We start from the raw sequence: 23,278 nt of genomic DNA, 5'->3' as shown, positions 1-23,278 counted from the left end.
TTCATGGGATTTTTAAATAACTTGCGTACCCTCTTATCAAAGCCCAAAGAACCTGAATCTCCTCCTCCCGACCTTAATGCCGTGTTGCGGAAGATCAAGCAAAAAGAAGCTGATTCTAAGATCGAACCCGGTCGTAAAATCCATGCTTTTGAATACGGCTTGCTTGAGATCAGGTTTGATCGTGACATTACATTAAATGGCAGGATATGCATTTTCAGTGGCAAAGAGCGTCTATTCACATTTACTGTATTTGCGAAGCAGGGAGATTATGATATCTTGAAGCAGGCTTTTGTTGCCGTCATTGAGTTTCTTGAAAGCGAAAGAAGCTTTAAGAAATTACCAAACAATAATATCCTGAAAGGACATATCAATCATTAAAGTATCTCCCAATGTATAAAGTTACTGCTCTTTTCTTCTCGCTGATCTTGTTTCTCCCTTTAATTTCGACTGCACAAGTTCCCGCAGTTGAGGCTGCCCGGGAATTCAAAGATGCCAACGCCCACCAGATCTTATCGGATTACTTTGAACTGCTAAAAATTCCCAATGTCGCCGGCGACATTGAGAATATTAATAAAAATGCAGATTTCCTGATCTCAGCTTTTGAGAAAAGAGGCGCTTCCATGGAGTTGTTGACCTTGCCCGATAAACCAAATGTACCCCCTGTTATTTACGGAGAAATAAATACTCCCGGTGCCAACCGAACACTTATCTTATATGTGCACTATGACGGACAGCCTGCCGATCCTAAAAACTGGACACACGCTCCCTGGGAACCGACTTTATATTCAGCTTCTATGGAAAATAATGGTAACCCGATACCCTTCCCAAGCGTGTCTGAACCTATAGATCCGGAATGGCGTATTTACGGTCGTTCTGCTTCGGATGACAAAGTGCCTTTTCCTGCAATACTTGCAACTTTAGATGCTTTAAATGAATCTGATATCCCCCTCACTTCTAACATTAAATTCTTTTTTGACGGGGAAGAAGAAGCAGGTTCACCCCATGTAAGAGAATTCCTGGAGCGATACAAAGAAAAGTTTGAAGGTGATCTATGGGTTTTCCTGGACGGACCAAAACACCAAAGTGGCAGGCCACAGGTTGTTTTTGGGGTAAGAGGAGTGACCGGAATGGAGGTTACTGTCTATGGCCCTTCAAGGGCATTGCATAGCGGGCATTATGGAGGATGGTCGCCGGTACCGGGACAAATGCTGGCTGATCTTTTGGTAAGCATGAAAAATGAAACAGGTGAAATTCTGATCGAAGGTTTTAATGATTCCACGGCACCTATCACAGAAGCAGACCGTAAAGCCTTTGCCACTCTACCTGATTATGACGATCAGATCCGTGAAGAACTTGGGTTAAGCTGGACCGAATTTGAAGACCGCTCCCTCATCGAAAGTTTTATGTATCCCACCCTAACCATTAAGGGGTTAAATAGCGGAAATACAGGTGAACTTGCCAGAAATGTCATCCCAATATCAGCAACAGCTTCTCTTGGAATTCGACTTGCAAAAGGAAATGACCCACAAGACATGCAGGATAAAGTAGAAGCTCACATTCAAAAACAAGGATACCATATAGTTCGTGAAGATCCTGATAAGGAAACCAAACTAAAACATAGAAAAATTGCTAAGGTTACACGTAGCGGAGGTTATCCTGCCATGCGTACTTCAATTAATGATCCCATGGCTCAGCAAGTAGTAGATGCTGTTGAGCGTGCTGCTTCTGAAGAGGTTATACTTTATCCATCTTACGGCGGTACTCTTCCGATCTATCACTTTGAAGAAGTGATGCAAACTCCCATCGTGATCGTTCCTATTGCCAATCATGATAATAATCAGCATGCTCCGGACGAAAATATTCGTATTGGAAATATCTGGTACGGTATGGAGATCTACTCCTCTATCTTCACAATGCAGTAAATAGTAGACTAAACACTAATGTACATTTTTGAACATCATCTGTATGAAATCGGACACAAACAACTTGATCAAGTCTATTTAGAACTGATTTATTGAGGATTACTAAGGTGGCACACTTCTTGATGGTATAAAGCTATCACTGCTAACTAAGATAAAACCGCCATGCATAATGTTCGCGTACAATTCACCGTCCCCAATGTCGAAAACGTGGTTAACCTGGATGTTTACGTAAACGGCGAGAAACGAAATTTAAAATTTAGAGTAGAAACTTTTGAATGGAATGCAGATAATGGAAGTTCAGCAGATCTGGTATCGATATTGAGAGACCGGATCATGAATTATGATTCTGAGTGGGAACTCTATCACATTGGTACTCCTTTTGATGATAAGATCCCTATAACTTTTAAGTTTAAGCATACTGCATGATTTCTGTTTTAAGGCCTACTGTTCTTGTTTCACTTTTAATCCTGTTAATTCCTCTTGGTACACAGGCACAATCTGCTGGCATTAATCCCGAAATTGAACAGGTTTTTCAGCAAGCGGAATCCATCTCATCTTTAAGAAGTATACTCATTCAGAAAGACGGTCAGCTTTTGGGTGAAGAATATTTTCGAAATGCGTCAGCTGACCATCCCTACAATATTAAATCTGCTTCCAAAAGTATCATTACGTTACTAACAGGTATTGCTGTTGATCAAAACCATATCTCTTTAGATGAAACCTTAGCAGATTATTTCCCGGAATATTTTGAAGCGAATCAGGATCCACAAAAAGAAGCAATTACAATACGGCAGTTACTTTCTATGCAGGCAGGGTTAGAGACTACCAGTTTTCAAAATTACGGTCGTTGGGTGATCAGTGATAACTGGGCTGAATTTCAGCTGGATCAACCTCTTGAAGAAGAGCCCGGCGGAAAAATGGTCTACAGCACCGGGGTCTCTCATTTGCTTTCCGTCATCATAACCAAAGCAACCGGAAGAAGCACACGCAGCTTTGCAAATGAACACTTATTCAGGCCAATGGATATAAGGGTCGGGGGTTGGGATCGAGACCCTCAAGGATATTACATGGGAGGAAATAACCTGGCTATGACTCCGCGTGATTTGCTTAAGATCGGCCAAATGATGCTGAATGGTGGAAGCTGGAACGGAGAACGCATCGTTTCCGGGGAATGGGTAGAAGATTCCTTTGGAAGCTATACCCGCAGTAATTTTAATCCTTATGATTACGGATATATGTGGTGGAACCGCCCCGTGGGCTCTTATCAGGTATATTTCGCGTGGGGATTTGGCGGTCAATATATATTCATGATCCCCGAACTTAATGCTACCGTAGTAATGACATCAACTTTAAACGGCGCGAATCAAAGACGCACCTATAAAGAACCTGTTTTCGACCTCCTGGAAGAGCAAGTAATCCCTTTTCTGGAATCCAATAATTCCTGAGTTATTATATAATTAATTTCGGTTATCTACTTCCATTCAATAATATTAGATGACGCTAATCTTTTGTAACAAATGATAATTCCATTTCTCTTTTATTCAGATACGTAAGGGTATTAAAGATCAGCCTCTTCATTTATAGAATTGAATAATTTATCAGTTGGCTGAGTAAAAGAGTAAAGTAATGCTCAAAAATTATATTAAGATCGCAATAAGGAATCTCCTTAAAAAAAAGGTGTACTCCTTTATAAATATTTCAGGTTTGGCAATTGGATTAGCCACTTGCATACTCATCATTCTTTATGTTAATAATGAGTGGAGTTATGATAAATTTCATACTACTTCAGACCGGGTCTATAGGGTAGTACAAACCACAACTTCACCTGACCAGGAGGAAGAACAAGCTACTACTCCTTTTCAGCTAGCCCCCGTTATTGATGCTGAATTCCCCGACTTAGTACAAAGCTCAATTCGTTTTTTTAATCGGCAAGAAGAGAAACATTCCATCATTAACAGGAAAGACCGTATCGCATTTCGGGAAAGCAATTTCTATTTCACCGACTCCACGTTCTTTGAAATTTTCCCGGCTGAATTGGTTCGCGGAAACCCTGATGAAGCCCTTAAAAACCCACTTACGATAGTGATCACAGAAGAACTTGCTGATAAATATTTTGGCGATGAAGATCCTATGGGTAAGTCCCTTAATTATAATGGAATCCGGGAGTTTACTGTTACAGGAATCATGAAACCCTGGCCTGAAGAATCTCATATGGATATCGACCTTCTGGCTTCTTACACCAGCCTGGATGAGATCTACTCAAACAGCCCGAATTATGATCAAAGCTGGCTGTGGAATCCGATCTGGACCTATGTCTTATTGGATGAGTCAGCGAACCCTGCACAACTTAAAGAACAGCTGAATACCCTTACTGAAAGATATTATTACGCATATTCAGGATGGCCTTCGGACGAAACGGTTCAAATAGAATTACAGCCTGTAACTGATATCCATCTCTATTCAAACAGAGATCAGGAGATGCAACCCAACAGCTCTTATCTATACATTTACATTCTGCTTGCTGTAGCCGGATTTGTACTCATTATTGCCTGCATCAACTTCATGAACCTATCTGTCGCAAGGTCTCTGGAGCGCAGCAGAGAGGTTGGCCTTCGTAAAGTATTGGGAGGATATCGCAAACAGCTTTTTAATCAGTTTATTGGCGAATCTTTCTTTATTTCATTCATCGCAATATTATTTGGATGTTTATTGGTATACCTTGCCCTCCCTTTCTTCAATGATCTAACAGAACGAAACCTCACTTTCAGTCTGACCGGAAGTATATTCACCATTCCTGCTCTACTCCTTTTAACGGTAATTGTAGCTTTCTTTTCAGGTTCTTACCCTGCTTTATTTTTGTCGTCTTTTAATCCTTCTGATGTTCTTAAAGGCAAAATATCAAACAGTACAAAAGGAAGTTTATTCAGAAAAACACTGGTTACTTTTCAATTCACCCTTTCCGTGATCCTGCTGATAGGAACTGCCGTGATCTTTTTACAGCTGCAGTACATTCAAACCAAAGATCTTGGTTTTGATAAAGAGAATATTCTCTTGCTGCCAACCAATCAAAATCTCATTTCCTGGGAATTTGAAACGTTCAAAGAACAAGCCTTAAGTCAGGCTCAGATTCAAACTATAACCGGCCTTGGTAAGATCCCCGGAACTCAGGAACAAGAGTTCTACCGTTATGTCCCCGCCGGAACCGGTGAAAGTGAGGATGCAACTAACTTAGTGCTGCATGTTACTCACGATTTTGTCGAAACTTTTAATCTTGAAATAGTAGCCGGAAGAGCTTTTTCACGGGACTTTCCTTCAGATTCAGACCAGAGTATTCTCATTAACCGAACTATGCTCCGGAAATTGGTGGCTGAAACTCCGGCCGAAGCTATTGGGGAGATCTTCTATTATTACCCTCCCAACGGTGAACGAGAATCTTTTACAGTGGTTGGAGTGATCGAGGATTTCAATTATACATCCCTCAAAAAAGAGATCGAGCCTTTGGTTATTAAATTAGTAGAAGGCACCCGATCTATACTTGGCTCAGTAGAACATACAGCCGTAAAGATAGCTCCCGGAGACCCCACATCTGCACTGAGTCACCTTGAAACGGTTTGGAAAGAGATCAATCCAATAGACCCGTTTGAATACCGCTTTCTGGATGAACGCCTTGCCGAGATCTATGAGGCAGAGCAGACTATGAGTACACTTGCTACTGCTTTCTCAATTTTATGTATCATCATTGCTTGTTTAGGCTTATTGGGCTTAGCCTCTTATTCAGCCCAAATTAAACAAAAGGAGATCGGAATTCGGAAAAGCCTGGGAGCTTCCGTTGGAAATATCGTATCGCTGCTTTCAAAAGAATTTCTGCTATTAGTTGCTTTGGCAAACTTGATCGCCTGGCCTCTTACCTATTTTGCAGCAGCAAGATGGCTTGAAAATTTCCCCTATCGGTTCGACCTGGTTGTTAATATACCGATCATATTTTTAGCATCTGCCGGTATTATTATTTTCATTGCTCTTATAACAGTAAGTTATCATTCACTTAAAGCCGCGAACATCAATCCTGTAGATGCTATCCGCAGTGAATGACAATTAGCTGATATTGCTTCGGTTTTTCTTTAAAAATTCACATCCTTTGCTTACAATGATGGAACCTTTCAAATCAGGCAATCATTGAGTTAGCATGAAGTGGATAACAAATATAATTTTGGTATTAACTTGGGCAACGGTCTCTGCAATGCCATTAAATGCAGGAACTGTCCAACAAGATACAACCGGTGAAACTAACGTCACGGTTATCACTATAAAAGGTGCCATTGGGCCAACCACTACCAATTATATTACTCGTGGGCTTGAGAATGCCATTTCAAATAATTCTCAGGCTCTGATCATCGAGCTTGATACGCCGGGGGGATTACTAAATTCAACTCAGGATATAGTACAGGAAATGCTGGCTTCTGAAATGCCTATTGTAGTTTATGTAACACCTTCAGGCGGTAATGCCGGAAGTGCCGGAACTTTCATCACTCTGGCAGCCCATATAGCAGTAATGGCCCCAACTACTACCATAGGTGCGGCTTCGCCTGTTTCAATGGGTGGTGGGCAACAAGACACCGTGATGCAGAAAAAGATCTTTAATTACTCCGAAAGCTTCATTGAGAATATCGCCAAAGAAAGAGATCGAAATGCCGAATGGGCTAAATCTGCCGTAAGAGATGGAGAAGCTATCACCGAAACAGAAGCACTGGAACTAAACGTTATTGATCTCATTGCTTCAGACCTGAATCAGCTTCTGGTGCAAATTGACGGTATGGAAGTGGAAGGGAAAACACTTGTAACTGCACAGGCAACCATCAAGCAACTGGATGAAAGCTTTGCAGAAAAATTCTTCGGTTTCATTATGCGGCCCGAGATCATGCTGATCCTGACGATGGTCGCTATTTATGGGATCGTGGGTGAAGTTACCAATCCCGGAGCCATCGTTCCCGGTGTGGCAGGCGTTATTGCACTGATATTGTTACTTTACGGGTCAGCAGCCATGCCTATTAATGTAGCAGGATTTATTTTGATAGGGCTGGCGATCGTTTTATTTGTATTGGAAGCTTTCACCCCAACATTTGGAATTCTTATGACCGGAGGCGCAGTATCTTTCTTTCTGGGAGCTCTCATGCTTTTCCAGGATTTCCCCCAGGAAATGCAGCTGGATTGGTATTGGTTGGTTCCGGCTACCATATTGATGGTAATATTTTTCGGATGGATCGCCACATCCGGAATCAAAGCACAGTTTACCGGACACCGGACAGGATTGGAGTCTCTGATCGGCAAAAAGGCAAAGGTAATAGACAAAGTAAATGAAAAATCAGGCCGGGTAATGGTATCAGGAGAATATTGGAATGCCGTTACCGAAGGCGAAGAAATTAAATCTAACGAATGGTGCGAGATCGTCCGTTTTGAAGGACTTACCGTCACCGTTAAACCATACACCCCAAAAAAGGAGATTGACCATGGAGTCAGCTGAAGTATTTTCAGGATATATAACCTGGGTAATTACGATCGTAGTTTTTCTTGTGCTTTTAGCACCTCAGATCTTTAAGATCTTGCGTGAGTATGAACGGGCTGTGGTATTCAGGCTTGGTAAGTTCCAAAGTGTGAAAGGCCCCGGCCTTATCGTACTGATCCCGTTTATTGATAAAGTAGAACGGGTTGATCTTCGTGTACTTACCATCAATGTGGACCGCCAGGAAGTGATCACAAAAGATAATGTTACCGTAAACGTGGACGCCATTACCTTTTTCCGTGTAGTGGATGCTGAAGCCGCCGTAATACAGGTTGAACGCTACATCCACGCCACCTCCATGCTTGCCCAAACTACATTGAGAAGTATCATCGGTCAGGTTGAATTAGATGAACTACTTGCCAACCGAGAGAAGATCAACAAGCAGATTCAGCAAAATATTGATACCCAAACCGACCCATGGGGGATTAAAGTGGTTTCAGTGGAAGTTCGTGATGTGGTGCTTCCCGAGAATATGAAACGTGCTATGGCACGTCAGGCTGAGACAGAGCGTGACCGTCGTGCTAAAGTCATTAATGCCGAGGGTGAGTTCCAGGCAGCTGAGAAATTAGTTGAAGCAGCTAAGATGATCGAAAAAGCACCGGCCGCCTTGCAACTTCGCTTCCTGCAAACCATGAATGAGATCAGTGAAGAAAATGCCACTTTTGCTTTCCTTCCATTACCAATGGATTTCCTTGAGGCCTTTAAAAAAGTGGCTCCGTCTGATAACATTCAAAAGAAAGATGAGTAAATAGTCCTGAAAAATACCGGATCAAACAAATCGAATAAACCCCGTTGTTTTAAGCATCGGGGTTTTTTAATGAAGTTTTTCATAGAACATTCTTTTTCACCTATCACCCTAACATTTCTTAGATTTCAGCCTCTCAACCAATTAATAAAATACTATACATGGGGCGAATTAAATCAGCTTTACTCGTTTTAGTAACCATTCTCTTTTATTCAGGAACCGCTTTCGGATTTCAGGATCAAGAACCTCAATCTCGTGATGCTGCCTTACTGGCTAACCCGCAGCGTGCCGTTCATACCTTCTTACACTGGCAACAGGCCGGACACAAGAACCCTGACCACGTAATAAAGACCATGAAACTGGCTGAAGCAGACCGGGAAGGAAAAATTGAATTAGCGGATCGACTTCTTAAAGTATTTGATGCCCGGGGACTCCTCATTGAATATGATAAGATCCCGACAAACCCCAATTATACTGACAGCCTTTCAGGCCTTTCACAGTATATTTTATTCCCTTCGCTCCCTGAAGTATATCTAACCAAAACAGCACAAAATGAATGGGTTTTCTCTGAAGCAACCATTCAAACAATTCCTGATCTATACCAAAATACGTTCTCAAGCTGGTTTACATTTATTGTAGATAACTTACCCGAATGGGCTCACAATGAATGGATGGGAATTAAAGTATGGCAGTACCTGGCTGTATTTATGTGGCTGCTTACGGGACTTATACTAATGAAGATCTTTACTTTCTTTCTGGACAATTATGTCAGAAGAGTTGCACAGAAAACAAAGTTCACCTGGGATGATGATCTTGTTGACGGAGTAGAAAAACCTGCAGGCTATATCTTCCTTGTCTCCTTTTATTTCTTAACGTTTTCAAATCTTCAGTTTTCCGTAAGTATCAGTCATACTCTGAGTATTACGCTGGAGATCATGTTATCCGCAGCTGTTATCTGGCTTTTATACAATCTTGCTGATGTATTCTCCAAATACCTGGGAGTGCTGACAACTAAAACAGAAACAGAACTGGATGATCAGCTTATTCCGCTTATCCGAAAAACGCTGCGATTTTTTGTAGTGATCTTGGGAGTCATCGCCATACTGCAAAACAACGGTTATAATGTAGCTTCTCTTATTGCCGGACTTGGAATTGGTGGTTTGGCGGTAGCTCTTGCTGCAAGGGAAACACTCGCTAATTTCTTTGGCTCCATTACCATCTTCCTGGATCGCCCTTTTAAAATTGGTGATTGGATCAAAACCGGGGATGTAGAAGGAACCGTGGAGGAAGTAGGCTTTCGTTCAACCAGGGTTCGCACATTCTATAATTCACTGGTGAGTGTCCCGAATTCCAATCTTGCTAATACAGATATCGATAATCTGGGCTTGAGAAAGTACCGGCGACTCAAGACCGTGCTCAATCTTACCTACTCAACAACTCCTGAACAAATGGAAGCGTTTGTGGAAGGCATCAAGGCCATTGTGAAAGCCAACAAGCATTTTCGGCAAGACATGTATGAGGTGCATTTTAATGCTTTTGGAGCACATTCATTAGATGTACTCGTCTATGTATTTCTTGATGTCCCCGACTGGAGCACAGAACTGCAACAGCGCCACAACTTCTTCCTGGAAGTACTGAGATTAGCCAAAGATGTGGGCGTTGAATTTGCCTTCCCTACTCAAACCTTACATATGGATAGTTTCTACAAAGATGAGCCTCGAAAAGTTGGAGAAGAACGAAGTGAAGAGGAATTAGCTGCTGCCGTTCATGAATTTGGTCCTGATGGACAGAAAGGGAAACCGGAGGGCATTCGAATTTTCAAAGATGGAGAAGAAGTGGATTTTGGAGCAAATAAGTGACCATTTTTCCGACAGGACTCACACTTTCGGGGTTGAAAGTAAGTAATCAACAGCTTTCTTTAGCTTATCCTCTGAGATGGGTTTTCTAAGAAATTTAGTATTCTCAATCTTCTTTGCTTTTTCCAGGTGAACCATATCTGAATTCCCGGTTATAAAAACAATGGGGGCTTTAGAAAATTTTCTGATTTCTTCAGCCGCCCGGATTCCATCCATTTTGCCTTCCAGCATAATGTCCATAATTACAATATCCGGCACATATTTTTGTACCAATTCCACTGCTTTCTCACCGCTGCTGATTTCACCTACCGTTTTAAAAACCATTTCCTTAAGGTAATTCTCATACAGAAGAGAAAGAATCAAATTGTCTTCAACAATGATTGCTTTTTTTGAAATATCCATTTTTAACCCATTGCCAACGTAATTCGCTGCCAGAATGTAATATTTCAAAATCAAAAAGCCTATTTTTGAATTTTAGGAGCCACCTTAATAAAAAAAGGCCCTCAAAAATTACTGTAATGCTCTTTAAAATTTAATTTTCAGGCTGTAATTTAAGGTGTTCATATGTGACCCCTTCTATCTTATCTCGGGAGAAGAATGCAGGAAAAACTTTATCATTAGCCCAAAGTGCAAAAAGATTATCATAAAGCGGGCTATCCGGATCTCCCACCTGCCCCGGGGTATTCATCCCCAGTGTGTTATCCCAATTCCGGGTATCCACAAATATGCGGAAAGAAGCGCCTGAAGTCTGATTATCTCCGCCACCTGTACTTCCAACAGTATTCCCATTGCCACCGCGCGGAACAGGACCTACATTTAATTTTTTGCGGGTTGATTCATCCACAGCAGGCGACAAAGGATGTCGAATTAGTGCGTGCTTATAATCTTCCTGACCATACACCCAGTCTTCTATTTCCGGACCAAGTTTTTCCCTTAAGCCTTGAACACCTTCAGCCAGTGCATTAAGCAAAAAATCATCCCTTCCTGACATGGGATTTGGTCCAAAATCTTCATCGGGCGCAAGCAAAAATTCTATATTACGTTTCATGCCCAAACCGATATATCTCTGAGCTTCCTCAGGTATTTTCAGCTCTTCTAAGTTATCATCAAGTACTCGTTCAAAGGCTACATAAATTCCTGCTTCAATTGAGTTTTTATCTAATACAAAATCCCAATTTAGCAATAGTTTACGCGCTTGCTCCACTTGCTCATCCTCAGCTTTAAGACCAGCGAACAAGGGAACGATGGTTCGAGCCGGCACCGATAGATAATCATGCTGCAGTTTGATCATATCCATCATATTGAATTTACGGCCAGAGCCTAAAACCTCACTGGCTCGGGCCCAGCGGTAAGGATCTGCCCAGCTGTATCCTATTGCATCCATATATGGGTAATCCGGTGAAGTATAATTTTGATTGGAGGTCTCGATATACCCACGGTCAGGATTATATTCATGTGGTTTTGCTTTGATGGGCAGATAACCATCCCACTCATACCTTCCATCCCCCGGTACAGGAACCATGCCGCTGAAATTTCGACGAATGGGCGCAATGCCTACTGCCTGATTCCCAATATTGCCTTCTCTATCAGCCCATACCATATTTTCACCGGGAATATTGCTGTAACTGCAAGCTTCTCTAAATTCCTCCCAGTTCTTTGCCTGATTCATGCGCAAGGATGCCAAATAGGGAGCGCCCCCTACCTCCATCCACGCGGGCCGAACCGCATAAGCAAGATTTCGTTCATCGTCATGAAAAGTCACCGGGCCATGACGCGTATATCGTAGTTCTACGGTAACCGGATCAGACCCTTTAACTTCAATAGTTTCTTCAAGAATGCGCATCTCTTCCCACTCTCCTTTATACCAATATTGATCTCGGTTATCGGGATTAGTTTTATAAACGTAGAGATCTTCTCCATCGGTTGAAAAAACTGTTAAACCCCAGGCTCCATACTCGTTATGGCCTATGGATACGCCGGGAATCTCGGGTTCTCCCCCACCAATCACATTCCATCCCGGGCCATTCAAGTGAACCCAATACCGCAGTGAAGGAACCGATTGCCGACGATGAGGATCATTGACCATCATAGGGTAGCCATCTTGAGTCAAATCCCCACTTACTACCCAATTATTGCTGCCAATATCTTTTTTCTCATCCTTTTCAAGCCGCTCTTCCTCTTCTATAAGTGTTGCAAGCATTTTTTGATAATTCTCAGTGTCGTTTCGAAGGTCGGCCATCATAACATCGTCTGGACTGAAACGAATACCACGCCTGTAGGCATAGTATAAGTCAAGGATATCATTCTCTAAGAGGGACTCGCAATTCACAGGATCTACTATTTCCAAATCCGGCTCCTCCGGATGATAGTAGTTTAGTTCTTTAACCTTTTCCGCTCCAATTTTACACACGGCCCTGGCTGTAGCCAATTCAGTTCCAATATTTCCCAAAAGCCCCTGATGCCGTGAAATAACTACTTCCGGAGTCCAAAGTTTTGGTTTAATACCAAGAATCTGAAATGGTAACGGAAGGTCTTCCGGTTTTTTCAACGCTTCCTTGATATATGCATTCACCCCATCCACATAAGCAGGTATAATCTGGTCCCCTCTGGGATGATAATGCTTCATTTCCTGATCCATATCACCCCTGAATTTAAACAACCGGGTTCCATGATCACGCTTTATTGCACGAGGGCCTATAATTTCAGCTGTAGTACCTGTAGCTTGTGCTCTCCATATTTCAAACTGAAACAAACGGTCGCGGGCGGCATTATACCCTTGTGCAAAGAAGAGGTCATACTCTGTATCCGCATAAATATGAGAAATTCCCCATTTATCCTTCAAAATTTCAACAGGTTCTTTGAGTCCTTCTATAGTCAACTGCTCAGATTTTTGAGCTTTCACAAATTCTGTGCAAACAAAACTTAGAAGAATACCTGCAATAAAAATAAATCGGAGTTTAAATATTGATCGGTACACTGGGGTCATTTCATGATTCATTGATAGTACTTTTGTTTATAGAATAGATAATACATCTAATCATTTAGGTTCAACAAACTTTCAATGCCTGAACTTGCAGGCTTTTTATACTCAACTAAAAACCAGGTAAAAAACGATAGCTACTCTTCTGCAGCATTTAATTCTGCTTCAGTGACATGTTCTCCCAAGTTTTTCACATAGTGATCCATCCAATTTGACCATCGTGTCCATAAGTCAAGCAATGTTTCTTCAGAAGCCGGTCCGTGTGCTTCATGGGGGTACATATACATTGCAGCAGTTTTACCTATACCGTTCAGAGCATGAAACATTCTCTTAGAGTGTATCGGCCAGGTCCCTACATTTTGATCAGCTTCTCCATGATACATCAACAAGGCACCATCTAACCTATCCGCCCAGAATATCGGAGACATTTCCAGATATTTATCCAGGCCTCTCCAAAGATCATTAGGCTCGCGTTGAAAACCCATTGGAGTAAGGGTACGGTTGTAGTTACCGTCACCTGCTATTCCGGCCTTAAAGAAAGAGGTATGAATCATAGCATTTGCTGTACCAAAGGCACCGTAGCTATGTCCTCCGATCGCCAAACGATCACGATCTATATATCCACGGTTTGCAGCACTGTCGATAACAGCAGTACTATTCTGGACAATACTCCAAACAAATGCTTCATTTGAAGAACCGCGCTCTGCTGCAATAGGCCAATCGGCATCGATAACAGCATAACCGCGCTTCACTAATATCTCTGTTGACCTCCTGTAAATACCCGGGAAGTCATTCTTGTTATAATCACGGATACCCTCATTGTAATCCTCTTGATCATCATACTCTCTAGGATAGTGCCAAATCAATCCTGGAAGTGGCGAACCATCCCAATCTGAAGGGAGGGTTACTTCAACCCAAAACTCAAAACCATCCGCTCTTTTTACCTTGAACCGGTCGCGACGAGCTTGCGTAACGGCTTCATTATAATCAACATTATTTGTCAACTTGGTACGATTTTCAGAAGCGGAATCATATAACCAAAAATCAGGATGCATGCTTGATGACTGCCTCTCAATCACCAAATTTGAAGCTTCTTCATCAAGTAGTGCTGTAACCTCTTCATAAACATCCGATGAACTTTGAAAGACACGTTCTTTTTCACCTGAACGAATAGCCACCCGATCTAAAAATGGTTGGGGAGCTGCTTCTGAATAGTTTTCATGATATTGTGTACCTCTTAGATAAACCTGGCTTTCATCCCCCGTTGTATAAACAATATTCCTGCCACTTCCTGGTATGTATACCAAGTTCCCGGGGTCATTATAAAAATCATCCTCTTCATGTTTATAGATCGTAAATGTTGTATCCGCTTCACCGGCAAAAATTGCATAAACATGTTCGGTATCATCATCTTCCCGGACAAAATAAATATCTGCATCCTCGTTATAAGAAACAGATTCCATTTCATCTTTGGTTTCATAAAGTATCTGCAGGTCATCTTCACCAAATGGTGGCAGCCATTGAGCTATCTTATAAAGCTTTTCTTCTTTATCCTTTTCTTTGTCAGCTTCCTCATCATTATTGGTATCTCCTCCATCTTCTTCATCCTCATTTTCATCATCTGGAGTAATAATTAAGCTCAAACCTTGGCCATCAGGGCGCCACTTAATATCCTCGCGACCTTGATCAGTTACCTCATCGTGATCCGGGATACCGGTATCAACCTCACTTGTACGCAGTTCAGTTACCATATTACCGTCCATATCCCAAATTTGCTCAGTCCACCCAAACCTGTAATAAGGCACGATATAGGAAAATGGTTTCTGCATGGACCGAACAATCAGGTAATCGTTGTCCGGTGAGGGATCAACGGTTTGAATCATTGCAGGCTTTCCGATCTTGCGAATTTCTTCATTGCGGAGATCTATTCTAATCAACTGGCCGGTCACATAATATTCAAGAAGATCCCCTTCATTTCGATTCTTTAGCAAGCTCTGGTAAGTCCGTAATCGGTTTTCATCTGTAGTTGTTTTTCGAACTTGTATGGTATTTGGCGTAGAAGGCTTGACAGGTTCAATCCCCCGGTTTTCAGGAACAGTCACCGTAAAGATAAAACGCCCATCGTCCGACCATTCTATCGAACTATTTAAGGTAGCTAAAACTGGCCGGTTGGTCACACGTTGCAAGCCATCTTCATTCCCGAGGTTAGCAACATAAATATGAGTCGCATCTTCAAAATGAGCAAAATAAGCCAAACTTGAACCGTCCGGTGACCACGTAGGATCAGTAATGCGGGCGTTTTCCGGGGTTTCTATACTTGTCACTGCTCCTGTACGCGAATTGATCAGCTCTAAACCAACAGTTGCCCCGGTTGTCATCCTCCGGTTACGATTTCCCAGATGATCAATCTGTAACCCGGCTAAATTATAATATGGCTTAGCATAATATGACAGAGGAGACATTTGCGAAGCCTCAATGGTATTAACAAAATATTCGCCATTGGGAGATATATCATTATCGCTTAACGACACATTTTGATGTCGCGGTGCAAGCACTTCTTCCGCAATAGATTCAGGAGGAGTTAGATAACCTTCCCTTAATTCAGAATTATTTATCCCCTGAGCATTTGCCACTAATGAAAAAACAAAAATACTCAAAAAAAGCACTGGTGCTACACATGATACAAACCTTTTCATTTGATCCCCTTTCCTATTCATTGCTGTTAATGATTGAAACATAAAGTGAAAGTTCAATAAACCTATATATTTAATTTATTACCAGCTCCCTAAAGCATAATATTTGTTAAAAAATGTATTTTTACACTAAAAAAACCATGTTTTTGCCCATCAGTTAGTTGCTATTTCAAAATATAAAATAACTTTACGGGGCCTCTATGGATAGGCATATCTGATCTTTAAATAGGTACATAATCCAATAAAAAATCATTATTAACTAAACTTGTAATTAATATTCAGTAACAAAATCTCATCTTGTTCGAAGATTTAACTAATCAACCCTTGACGGAATACCTTTTAAAAAATATATTGCCAGCACTATTCTCATCTAATTTCATTTCAAGATGAAGGATTAAATGAATTGAATTTCATCAGTAGAATTCATTGGATAATTTCAGATTTCGATAACTGAAATTATAATCTATCTAAATGATATAATTTTAAATAGAAAACTCTAGGTGTTTACTCATGATTAAAAAGCTACTATCCACATTATTGTTTTTCGGAATATTTGTACCTGCCCTTTGGGCTCAAACCGGAACTTTGGAAGGTACAGTTACCGAAGCTGAAACCGGGGAAACCATCCCCAGCGCAAACGTTTATTTGTTAGAATTAGAACGAGGTGCGGCAACTAATATCGATGGTGAATTTACTGTTAGTAATATTCCCGTTGGTACTTATACTGTGCGTATAAGCTTTGTAGGTTATCAAACCTATGAGGAGCAGGTTAATATTCAGGCAAGTCAAACGACCGTACTCAATGTTGAATTAGAATCTGGAGCCATTGGCCTTGATGAAGTAGTAGTTACAGGTTATGGAACCCAGATTAAGCGTGAAATCACAAGTGCAATTTCGGCCGTAAGCTCATCAGATTTACGGGATGTTTCCCTTCAAAGTCCGGAAGCGCTGTTACAAGGCCGTGCTTCAGGTGTTCAGCTTACCACTTCAAGTGGTAACCCCGGAGGTGGATTTGAAGTCCGTGTCCGAGGAGAAGGCTCGATTAATGCGGGAAATTCTCCTCTGTGGATTATTGACGGAGTACCGGTAAATTCTAGCGGAACTTCTGAAAGCAATGACCTTTCCCCTTTAAGTAGCATCCCTGCATCAGATATCGAATCTATTGAAGTTTTAAAGGATGCTTCTGCTTCTGCAATTTATGGAGCTCAAGCTGCCAACGGAGTTGTTCTGGTAACTACCAAACGAGGACGTCAGGGCGACGCAGAAATTCGCATTAATTATGAAACAGGTATCAGAAAAGATATTAAACGTCTTGAACTCATGAACTCCCAGGAGTGGATAGAATACCATTTTGAAGCCCAGGGAGAGACAGAAACACGGGGTGATGTTGAAGCTTTTGGCTATCCCTCCGGTTTTGACCCCGCAGATCTCCCCACATTTGATTGGCAAGAGTTTATTTACCGGGACGGTAACTCTCAAAACTTAAATTTTTCTGTGAGTGGCGGTACCGATCAATCCCAGTACTATATATCAGCCGGATGGGAAGAAACACAAGCTCAGGTAAAACAGGTGAAATTCAGAAGGTATAACTTCAGAACTAATTTTGACCATCAGTTTAACTCAAAATTTGCCACAAGTCTTAGTGTTAACCTGAGCAATACTGCTGCCCCGGGTGTCTGCCAGGATGGCTTTTATGTAAACTGCCCTTTTTACCAGTCTATTGAAGAAGTCCCTATGTCTTTCCCATACCTGGATGCGGACGGCAACCTGACCGGAAGAAATACCCTTGATGAAGGTGGAAGCTATAATCCAAATACAGAACAGGGATCCAATAATAACCCTGCAGTTGTATTTTACGAGGAATCTCGTGAGACCGACATGACGAATATACTTGCGAATATAAATCCCACTTATAATATCAATTCCTGGCTTTCACTTCGAGGTACATTGGCCATTGATTACCGCCTGGAAAAAGAAAGGGATTGGGAGCGTCCGCTGGCAGACCCGGGTAATGACGGAAGTGTAAACCGCCGGTTTGCCACGAGCAGTAACATGACAACTAATTTGTTATTGAACGCCCGCCAAACCTTAGCCGAAAATCATAATGTCTCCGGATTTATTGGGACGGAATACCGACGTCAATATTTTGATGAAGTAGAGGCTACCCAAATTGGACTCGGAAATCCCTTTTTAGGTGTTATAAGCGCCGGAGCGGAGCCCTCATTTACTCAGGGATTTAATACCGAGTTTCGAATTGCAAGTTATTTTGGACAAGCCAAGTATAACTATAACAACCGATATTATACTACATTCACTGCACGATATGATGGATCTTCACGCTTCGGAGAAGATGACCGTTGGGGATTCTTCCCATCTTTTTCAGCAGCCTGGAGAGTTAGCAACGAGGATTTCTTCAACGTAGACTTTGTGGAAGATTTAAAACTACGTGCCGGTTATGGAGTAACAGGAAACGCTGCAATAGGTGATTTCGAAGCACGAGGCCTTTTTGGAGTATCCGGTTCTTACAGAGGCATCTCCGGCTTAGCACCTTCCAGATTAGCAAACTCCTTGCTTACCTGGGAAGAATCCAAAGAAATAAATCTTGGTGTAGATTATGCTCTATTCAGCAGCCGGATATCCGGTAGCATAGACTTTTATCAGCGAAACAACACTGATTTATTGTTAGACAGGCCTTTGCCCACAACGAGCGGTTTCAGTTCAATTACTGAAAACATCGGTGAAGTTGAAAATAAAGGTATCGAATTTGAGATCAGAACGATCAATTTAGACAGAGGTGATTTCTTCTGGTCCAGTAATTTTAACGTAGCCTTCCAAAAGAATGAAGTTATTTCGCTTCAAGGGGACGCCGAAATGCTGGATCCCGGTGACGATGACCCCATTGCAGTCGGTCAATCACTCGAGACGTTTTGGATGCCAAGATGGGCCGGTGTAAACCCTGCGGACGGACGCCCAATGTGGTACGATGCCAACGGAAACATTACTTACAAGCCAACTACTGATGATAATATTTTCCTTGATGGAGGTGAGCAGGATGCCATTGGCGGTTTTGGAAATTCCTTTAGATACAAAGGACTTTCCCTGGATGTCTTCTTCCAATTCAGCTTTGGACAAACAGTTCAGCCTCAAACTGAATTCAGCTATTTGTTCGCAGACGAAGAAGGTGTGTTGCGAGAAGTTCATACAGACCGCTGGAGAAATCCCGGAGATATTGTAAAGTACCCTGTCGCGCGTGAAAATGGGACCGGTTATTTTGAAGCTGATGGTTGGTCAAGCGTAAATAGCAGCAACAGTCTTTTTGATGCAAGCTACATACGGCTGAAAAACATAAGCCTAAGCTATAACCTTCCTACCGAGATTGTTCAAAAACTGAATCTATCAGGTGTTCGAATTTACGCCTCTGGATTAAATCTCAAGACCTGGACTGCGTATCCATATGTTGATCCTGAAACTGTTGGTAATGAATCATCTGCTTCTTTCCCAACAGCTCTGCAGTTTAATGGCGGAATTCAACTCAGTCTCTAAAATAATTTTTAAACAGAAATGAGATCTATTATGAAAAATTTAATAAAACTCACCTTTTTTGCAGGCCTGCTGATGATAACTCATCAAGGTTGTGATAGTATACTAAGTGGAACAGAACCAAGCACTGCAATTTCTCAGGAAGTTGCCCTGAACAGCCCGGAAGCTGTACGCGGGTTGCGTGCACGGATGTATGGAAGACTGCATGCTGCCCCTGATATGAGTACTACCTGGTTATTGGGCCCCAGTGCATTGGCTGATAACACCGATATCGGTTCAGGTACCCGCTTCGAAAGTTTAAATAATAACGAAAGAAGAGCGGGACTTGGAACCGGTGCATGGAATAATCTCTACGATTTGATAAATGATGCAAATACACTAATCGAAGGAATCCCGGATGGCGTAATAACTGAAGCTAACCGAACCAAGTTTATGGGAGAGGCTTACTTTATGCGAGCACTTGCCCTGCACCACCTGGTTCGAATTTTCGGATATGAACCTGGCATGGCTCCTACCCAGGGTGAAGCTGCCAATTTTGACCTTGGAGTCATTATTCGTACTCAACCAACATTGACACTGTCAGATGTTGGTGAAGAGCCCAGAAGTACTGTTACTCAGGTTTATGACCAAATACTCGATGATATTGATTCTGCTCTTACTGCATTGAATCAAGAATCCGATAGCGGTCCTTTTTATGTAACACCTGCTGCGGCTTATGCTCTTTTGGCTAGGGTTCAACTCTACCAAAGAAACTATGCAGAAGCAGATGCAGCGGCTCAAGATGCCATCGACAACTCAGGAGCTCGATTGGCTACAACGGCAGAGGTTGCAGGCTTATTTGATGAAACTCAAACCAACCCGGAAGCAATTTTTACTGTTGATGTAGATCCCACTACTGAATCAGGAGGAGTTAATAATAGTCTTGCTGTCTATACTTCAATGTACTGGTTTGGTCAAATCCCAACAGATGACCTTATTAATTTGTACGAGGCCGGAGATGCACGACTTGATGCCTGGTACGCTCCTTGTTTCAATGATGTAAATGATAGTCCGGAAAATATTTGCTCTAATGTTAATGCAGATAACCTCGAATTACATAAATATGCTGCTGAACAAGGTTCATATGCTGATGATTATGTGCATTTCCGGTTCTCCGAAATGCTGTTGATCCAAGCAGAAGCAAGGCTTGATACCGATGGTATTCCACAAGCAATCAACAGGTTGAATGATTTACGAGCCGAACGCAATGCAAGTACTTTGCTCGCCATAAATTATACAACCGAAGAAGAAGTGCTTGATGAAATACTTGACGAACGCCGTCGTGAACTTTCCGCTGAAGGCCATCGATTTTTTGACCTGAAACGACTGGGAAGAGATTTACGCAAAGTAGACTTCGATCAAGGCACCGGAACTACTACTGTCAGCTTCCTTCCATACGAATCATATGTGTATCTGGATGATATACCCGATTCAGAAGTTCAGCTCAACCCAAACCTTGTTCAAAACCCTTTCTTTGATTAGGAACTTGAATAGGTAATTAGACAAAAATTTAACGACTTAAGTAATTAACACCATGAATAATAAAAGATATATTGAATTACTTGTACTGCTCTTGATTTCAGTTTCCTTAAACGGATGCTTAAATGATCTTTTTAGTCAAAAGGATCTTACCTATCAAGATGACCCTCAATTAGAGTTCAGACCTCTAAATGCTACTGAAGCAGAGGACGCAGGCGCTGTTGAAGTTTTGGTTCAGCTAATAGGGCCACAACAGGATTCCGATATTCCCATTTCATTTTCCGTCAACTCAAGCGAAACAGATGCTGTTGAAGGAACCCACTATGATTTGGCTACCTCCTCTCCGGTTACGTTGGCAGCAAACTCAAGTGCTGCAACTATTACCATTAATTTAAATGGTACGACTTTAAATGATGGAGAATTCCGGACTTTGGTTTTAACCCTGAATGAAAGTAATGAAATCAAGCCAGCGGAAAACCTAAAGACCCACACTCTTATCATTGAAGGAGTGGATGGAAACTAAACCTTTAAATATTACCTAGAACTCATATTACTAAATGCCAATCTGCCAAATTGCAGGTTGGCATTTTTTTATGATAGAATTGAAATTTTACAGCATAAAAAAAGCCACCTCAACCGAGGTGGCTTTTTCTTTTTCAATCACTTTTAAAAGTAGATTCTACTCTTTCTCAGCTTTCTCTTGTTCTTCTTTCCCAAAAGCTTCGAATACCATTTTCAGATCGGTAGCTACTTCATCTTTTGTACGGCCTTCAATGCGATGGCGGGGAATCATAGCTTTGATTTCTCCATCTACAAAATAGGCGAATGCCGGTGAGGAAGGTGGATATTCGCTGAAATATGCACGTGCATGGGCCGTAGCCTCTTTATCCTGCCCGGCAAATACCGTAACCATATGATCTGGTTTTACTTCAGACTGCTCCAAAGCAATTCCAAGTCCCGGACGGGCATTTCCTGCCGCACACCCACATACCGAGTTGATCGCCATAAGCATAGTGCCTTTGTATTCCTTCATAGCACGATCTACATCTTCAGGAGTCTTAAGTTCTTCCACTCCGTACTTGGTCAGCTCTTCTCTCATCCAGGACGTATCAGGTCCCATTCCAAATCCAAATTGCATAGTATTTCCTCTTAATTTTTTATTCGTCTAAATATACAAACTATCACAGTAAATATTTTAGGCTGAGTGTTGACGACGAAAGACCAATGACGATTGACCGTTGAATGTCAATCTTCAAGGTTGAAGTCTTCACCCTCTTCATTAACGTTATAATTTTTTTGCAAATAATTCTTCATTGCAAACAATTTAGCAGATAGCTTTTCTGCATCAGAATATAACTCATCATATTTTTCTATGGCTAAATAGTTCCTCTCTTTCATCAATATTAGGCAACCCACAACTTCCATAAGTGATCGATGAGCATATCTTAGAAATCGAACTTGTTCAGAGTCACTTTGACCGGTAGATCCTTCCGCAATATTTAATGAAATTGAAGTTACAGCTCTTCTTATCTGAGAACTGAGATTAAATTCTTCTGTCTTGGGCATATTTCTAATTAGATCATATACCTTATTTGACAAGTCCATTGCAAGTTGCCAAACTTCTAATTTCTCAAATTTAAAAGGCATAATATCTCACATAAAGAAATGACGGTGAACAAAAATCCACCGTCATTCGTCAACTGTCGTTGGTCAATCGTCGTACTTACTTCGCTGCTTTGTAGTTTTTAGCAACCTGATCCCAGTTCACTACATTCCAGAAAGCAGAAACATAATCTGGACGACGGTTTTGGTAATTCAGGTAATATGCATGCTCCCAAACATCAATTCCCAGGATCGGAGTATATCCATCCATTAGCGGGCTGTCTTGATTTGCAGTAGAATGCACTACCAGGTTACCGCTTCCATCTACTGAAAGCCATGCCCATCCTGAGCCAAATCGACTTCCGGCTGCATTTGAAAATTCTTCTTTGAATTTGTCGAAGCTGCCAAAGGTTTTCTTGATGTCTTCAGCTAATTCGCCCTCCGGATTTCCGCCTCCGCTTGGAGAAAGAATGGTCCAGAATAATTTGTGATTAGCGTATCCGCCACCATTATTTATAACAGCTTGCTTCTTATCGGCAGGTACTTCATCAATTCTTCTAAGTACTTCTTCAATATCAAGATCTGCAAACTCATGGCCTTCAAGTGCTGCATTTACTTTATTGGTATAACCTTGATGGTGCTTGGTATGGTGGATCTCCATCGTGCGTGCATCAACGGTAGGTTCAAGTGCATCGTAATCATATGGTAGATCGGGAAGAGAATATGCCATTTTCTTTCTCCTTTTTTAGTTTCGGTTTATTGACGCTTATAAATTGTGCGCCTTTCATTTATCGTTCCCAAATATAAGCAAAACGGTACTAAAATTCGTTCCTGTACCCCATCAATACAATCTATCTTTTAGATA

Annotated in this window: 17 protein-coding genes; 11 read left to right on the top strand and 6 right to left on the bottom strand. The window is 41.6% G+C overall.

Annotated elements, in window-relative coordinates; genetic code table 11:
- Window positions 1–3: 3 nt before the first annotated feature.
- The 8 genes from ACFSVN_RS05410 to ACFSVN_RS05375 all read left to right on the top strand — a co-directional run bounded on the left by ACFSVN_RS05410 (window position 4) and on the right by ACFSVN_RS05375 (window position 10,083).
- Window positions 4–378 carry a hypothetical protein gene (locus ACFSVN_RS05410; protein WP_390299728.1) on the top strand — a complete coding sequence of 125 codons (375 nt, stop codon included), beginning with the start codon at window positions 4–6 and terminating at the stop codon, window positions 376–378.
- Window positions 379–389: 11 nt separating this feature from the next.
- Complete coding sequence (locus tag ACFSVN_RS05405) at window positions 390–1,922, top strand: M20/M25/M40 family metallo-hydrolase (protein WP_390299725.1); 1,533 nt, start codon at window positions 390–392, stop codon at window positions 1,920–1,922.
- Between the two features lie 162 nt (window positions 1,923–2,084).
- Window positions 2,085–2,348 carry a hypothetical protein gene (locus ACFSVN_RS05400; protein WP_390299722.1) on the top strand — a complete coding sequence of 88 codons (264 nt, stop codon included), beginning with the start codon at window positions 2,085–2,087 and terminating at the stop codon, window positions 2,346–2,348.
- Window positions 2,345–3,367, top strand: coding sequence for a serine hydrolase domain-containing protein (locus tag ACFSVN_RS05395; RefSeq protein ID WP_390299719.1), 1,023 nt, complete (start codon window positions 2,345–2,347; stop codon window positions 3,365–3,367). Before ACFSVN_RS05400 ends, ACFSVN_RS05395 begins: the two co-directional genes overlap by 4 nt.
- 181 nt (window positions 3,368–3,548) lie before the next feature.
- Complete coding sequence (locus ACFSVN_RS05390) at window positions 3,549–6,011, top strand: ABC transporter permease (protein ID WP_390299716.1); 2,463 nt, start codon at window positions 3,549–3,551, stop codon at window positions 6,009–6,011.
- A gap of 94 nt (window positions 6,012–6,105) precedes the next feature.
- Window positions 6,106–7,440, top strand: coding sequence for an NfeD family protein (locus ACFSVN_RS05385; RefSeq protein WP_390299713.1), 1,335 nt, complete (start codon window positions 6,106–6,108; stop codon window positions 7,438–7,440).
- Window positions 7,427–8,227, top strand: a complete 801-nt coding sequence (locus ACFSVN_RS05380) for a slipin family protein (RefSeq protein ID WP_390299710.1) — start codon at window positions 7,427–7,429, stop codon at window positions 8,225–8,227. Before ACFSVN_RS05385 ends, ACFSVN_RS05380 begins: the two co-directional genes overlap by 14 nt.
- A 158-nt stretch (window positions 8,228–8,385) precedes the next feature.
- Window positions 8,386–10,083 (top strand): mechanosensitive ion channel family protein, encoded by a 1,698-nt coding sequence (locus ACFSVN_RS05375; RefSeq protein WP_390299708.1) that lies wholly within the window; start codon window positions 8,386–8,388, stop codon window positions 10,081–10,083.
- Window positions 10,084–10,101: 18 nt separating this feature from the next.
- On the opposite strand, the gene ACFSVN_RS05370 is transcribed toward ACFSVN_RS05375, so the two are convergent.
- The 3 genes from ACFSVN_RS05370 to ACFSVN_RS05360 form a co-directional block, all read right to left on the bottom strand.
- Window positions 10,102–10,482, bottom strand: a complete 381-nt coding sequence (locus ACFSVN_RS05370; RefSeq protein WP_390299705.1) for a response regulator — start codon at window positions 10,480–10,482, stop codon at window positions 10,102–10,104.
- A gap of 130 nt (window positions 10,483–10,612) precedes the next feature.
- On the bottom strand, window positions 10,613–12,982 hold the full coding sequence (locus ACFSVN_RS05365; RefSeq protein WP_390299702.1) for a penicillin acylase family protein: 2,370 nt from the start codon (window positions 12,980–12,982) through the stop codon (window positions 10,613–10,615).
- 215 nt (window positions 12,983–13,197) lie between these two features.
- Complete coding sequence (locus ACFSVN_RS05360) at window positions 13,198–15,717, bottom strand: S9 family peptidase (protein WP_390299699.1); 2,520 nt, start codon at window positions 15,715–15,717, stop codon at window positions 13,198–13,200.
- Window positions 15,718–16,263: 546 nt separating this feature from the next.
- Here ACFSVN_RS05360 and ACFSVN_RS05355 point away from each other — a divergent pair.
- The 3 genes from ACFSVN_RS05355 to ACFSVN_RS05345 are packed head-to-tail and all read left to right on the top strand — an operon-like array spanning window position 16,264 to window position 21,334.
- Entirely contained in the window at window positions 16,264–19,296 is a 3,033-nt protein-coding gene (locus ACFSVN_RS05355) for a SusC/RagA family TonB-linked outer membrane protein (protein ID WP_390299696.1), read from the top strand.
- A gap of 30 nt (window positions 19,297–19,326) precedes the next feature.
- The gene (locus tag ACFSVN_RS05350; RefSeq protein WP_390299693.1) at window positions 19,327–20,814 is read left to right on the top strand and encodes a RagB/SusD family nutrient uptake outer membrane protein; all 1,488 of its coding nucleotides are present in this window, start codon (window positions 19,327–19,329) and stop codon (window positions 20,812–20,814) included.
- Window positions 20,815–20,866: 52 nt separating this feature from the next.
- Complete coding sequence (locus ACFSVN_RS05345) at window positions 20,867–21,334, top strand: hypothetical protein (RefSeq protein WP_390299690.1); 468 nt, start codon at window positions 20,867–20,869, stop codon at window positions 21,332–21,334.
- A 156-nt stretch (window positions 21,335–21,490) separates the two neighbouring features.
- Here ACFSVN_RS05345 and ACFSVN_RS05340 read toward each other — a convergent pair whose 3' ends face one another.
- The 3 genes from ACFSVN_RS05340 to ACFSVN_RS05330 form a co-directional block, all read right to left on the bottom strand.
- Window positions 21,491–21,949 (bottom strand): BrxA/BrxB family bacilliredoxin, encoded by a 459-nt coding sequence (locus tag ACFSVN_RS05340; RefSeq protein ID WP_390299687.1) that lies wholly within the window; start codon window positions 21,947–21,949, stop codon window positions 21,491–21,493.
- A gap of 107 nt (window positions 21,950–22,056) precedes the next feature.
- Window positions 22,057–22,458 carry a four helix bundle protein gene (locus ACFSVN_RS05335; protein WP_390299684.1) on the bottom strand — a complete coding sequence of 134 codons (402 nt, stop codon included), beginning with the start codon at window positions 22,456–22,458 and terminating at the stop codon, window positions 22,057–22,059.
- Between the two features lie 76 nt (window positions 22,459–22,534).
- Entirely contained in the window at window positions 22,535–23,143 is a 609-nt protein-coding gene (locus tag ACFSVN_RS05330) for a superoxide dismutase (protein ID WP_390299680.1), read from the bottom strand.
- Window positions 23,144–23,278: the final 135 nt, after the last annotated feature.

The organism is Gracilimonas halophila (genome assembly GCF_042684365.1).
Taxonomy (GTDB): domain Bacteria; phylum Bacteroidota; class Rhodothermia; order Balneolales; family Balneolaceae; genus Gracilimonas; species Gracilimonas halophila.
This window is presented reverse-complemented; position numbering and strand designations above follow the sequence as displayed.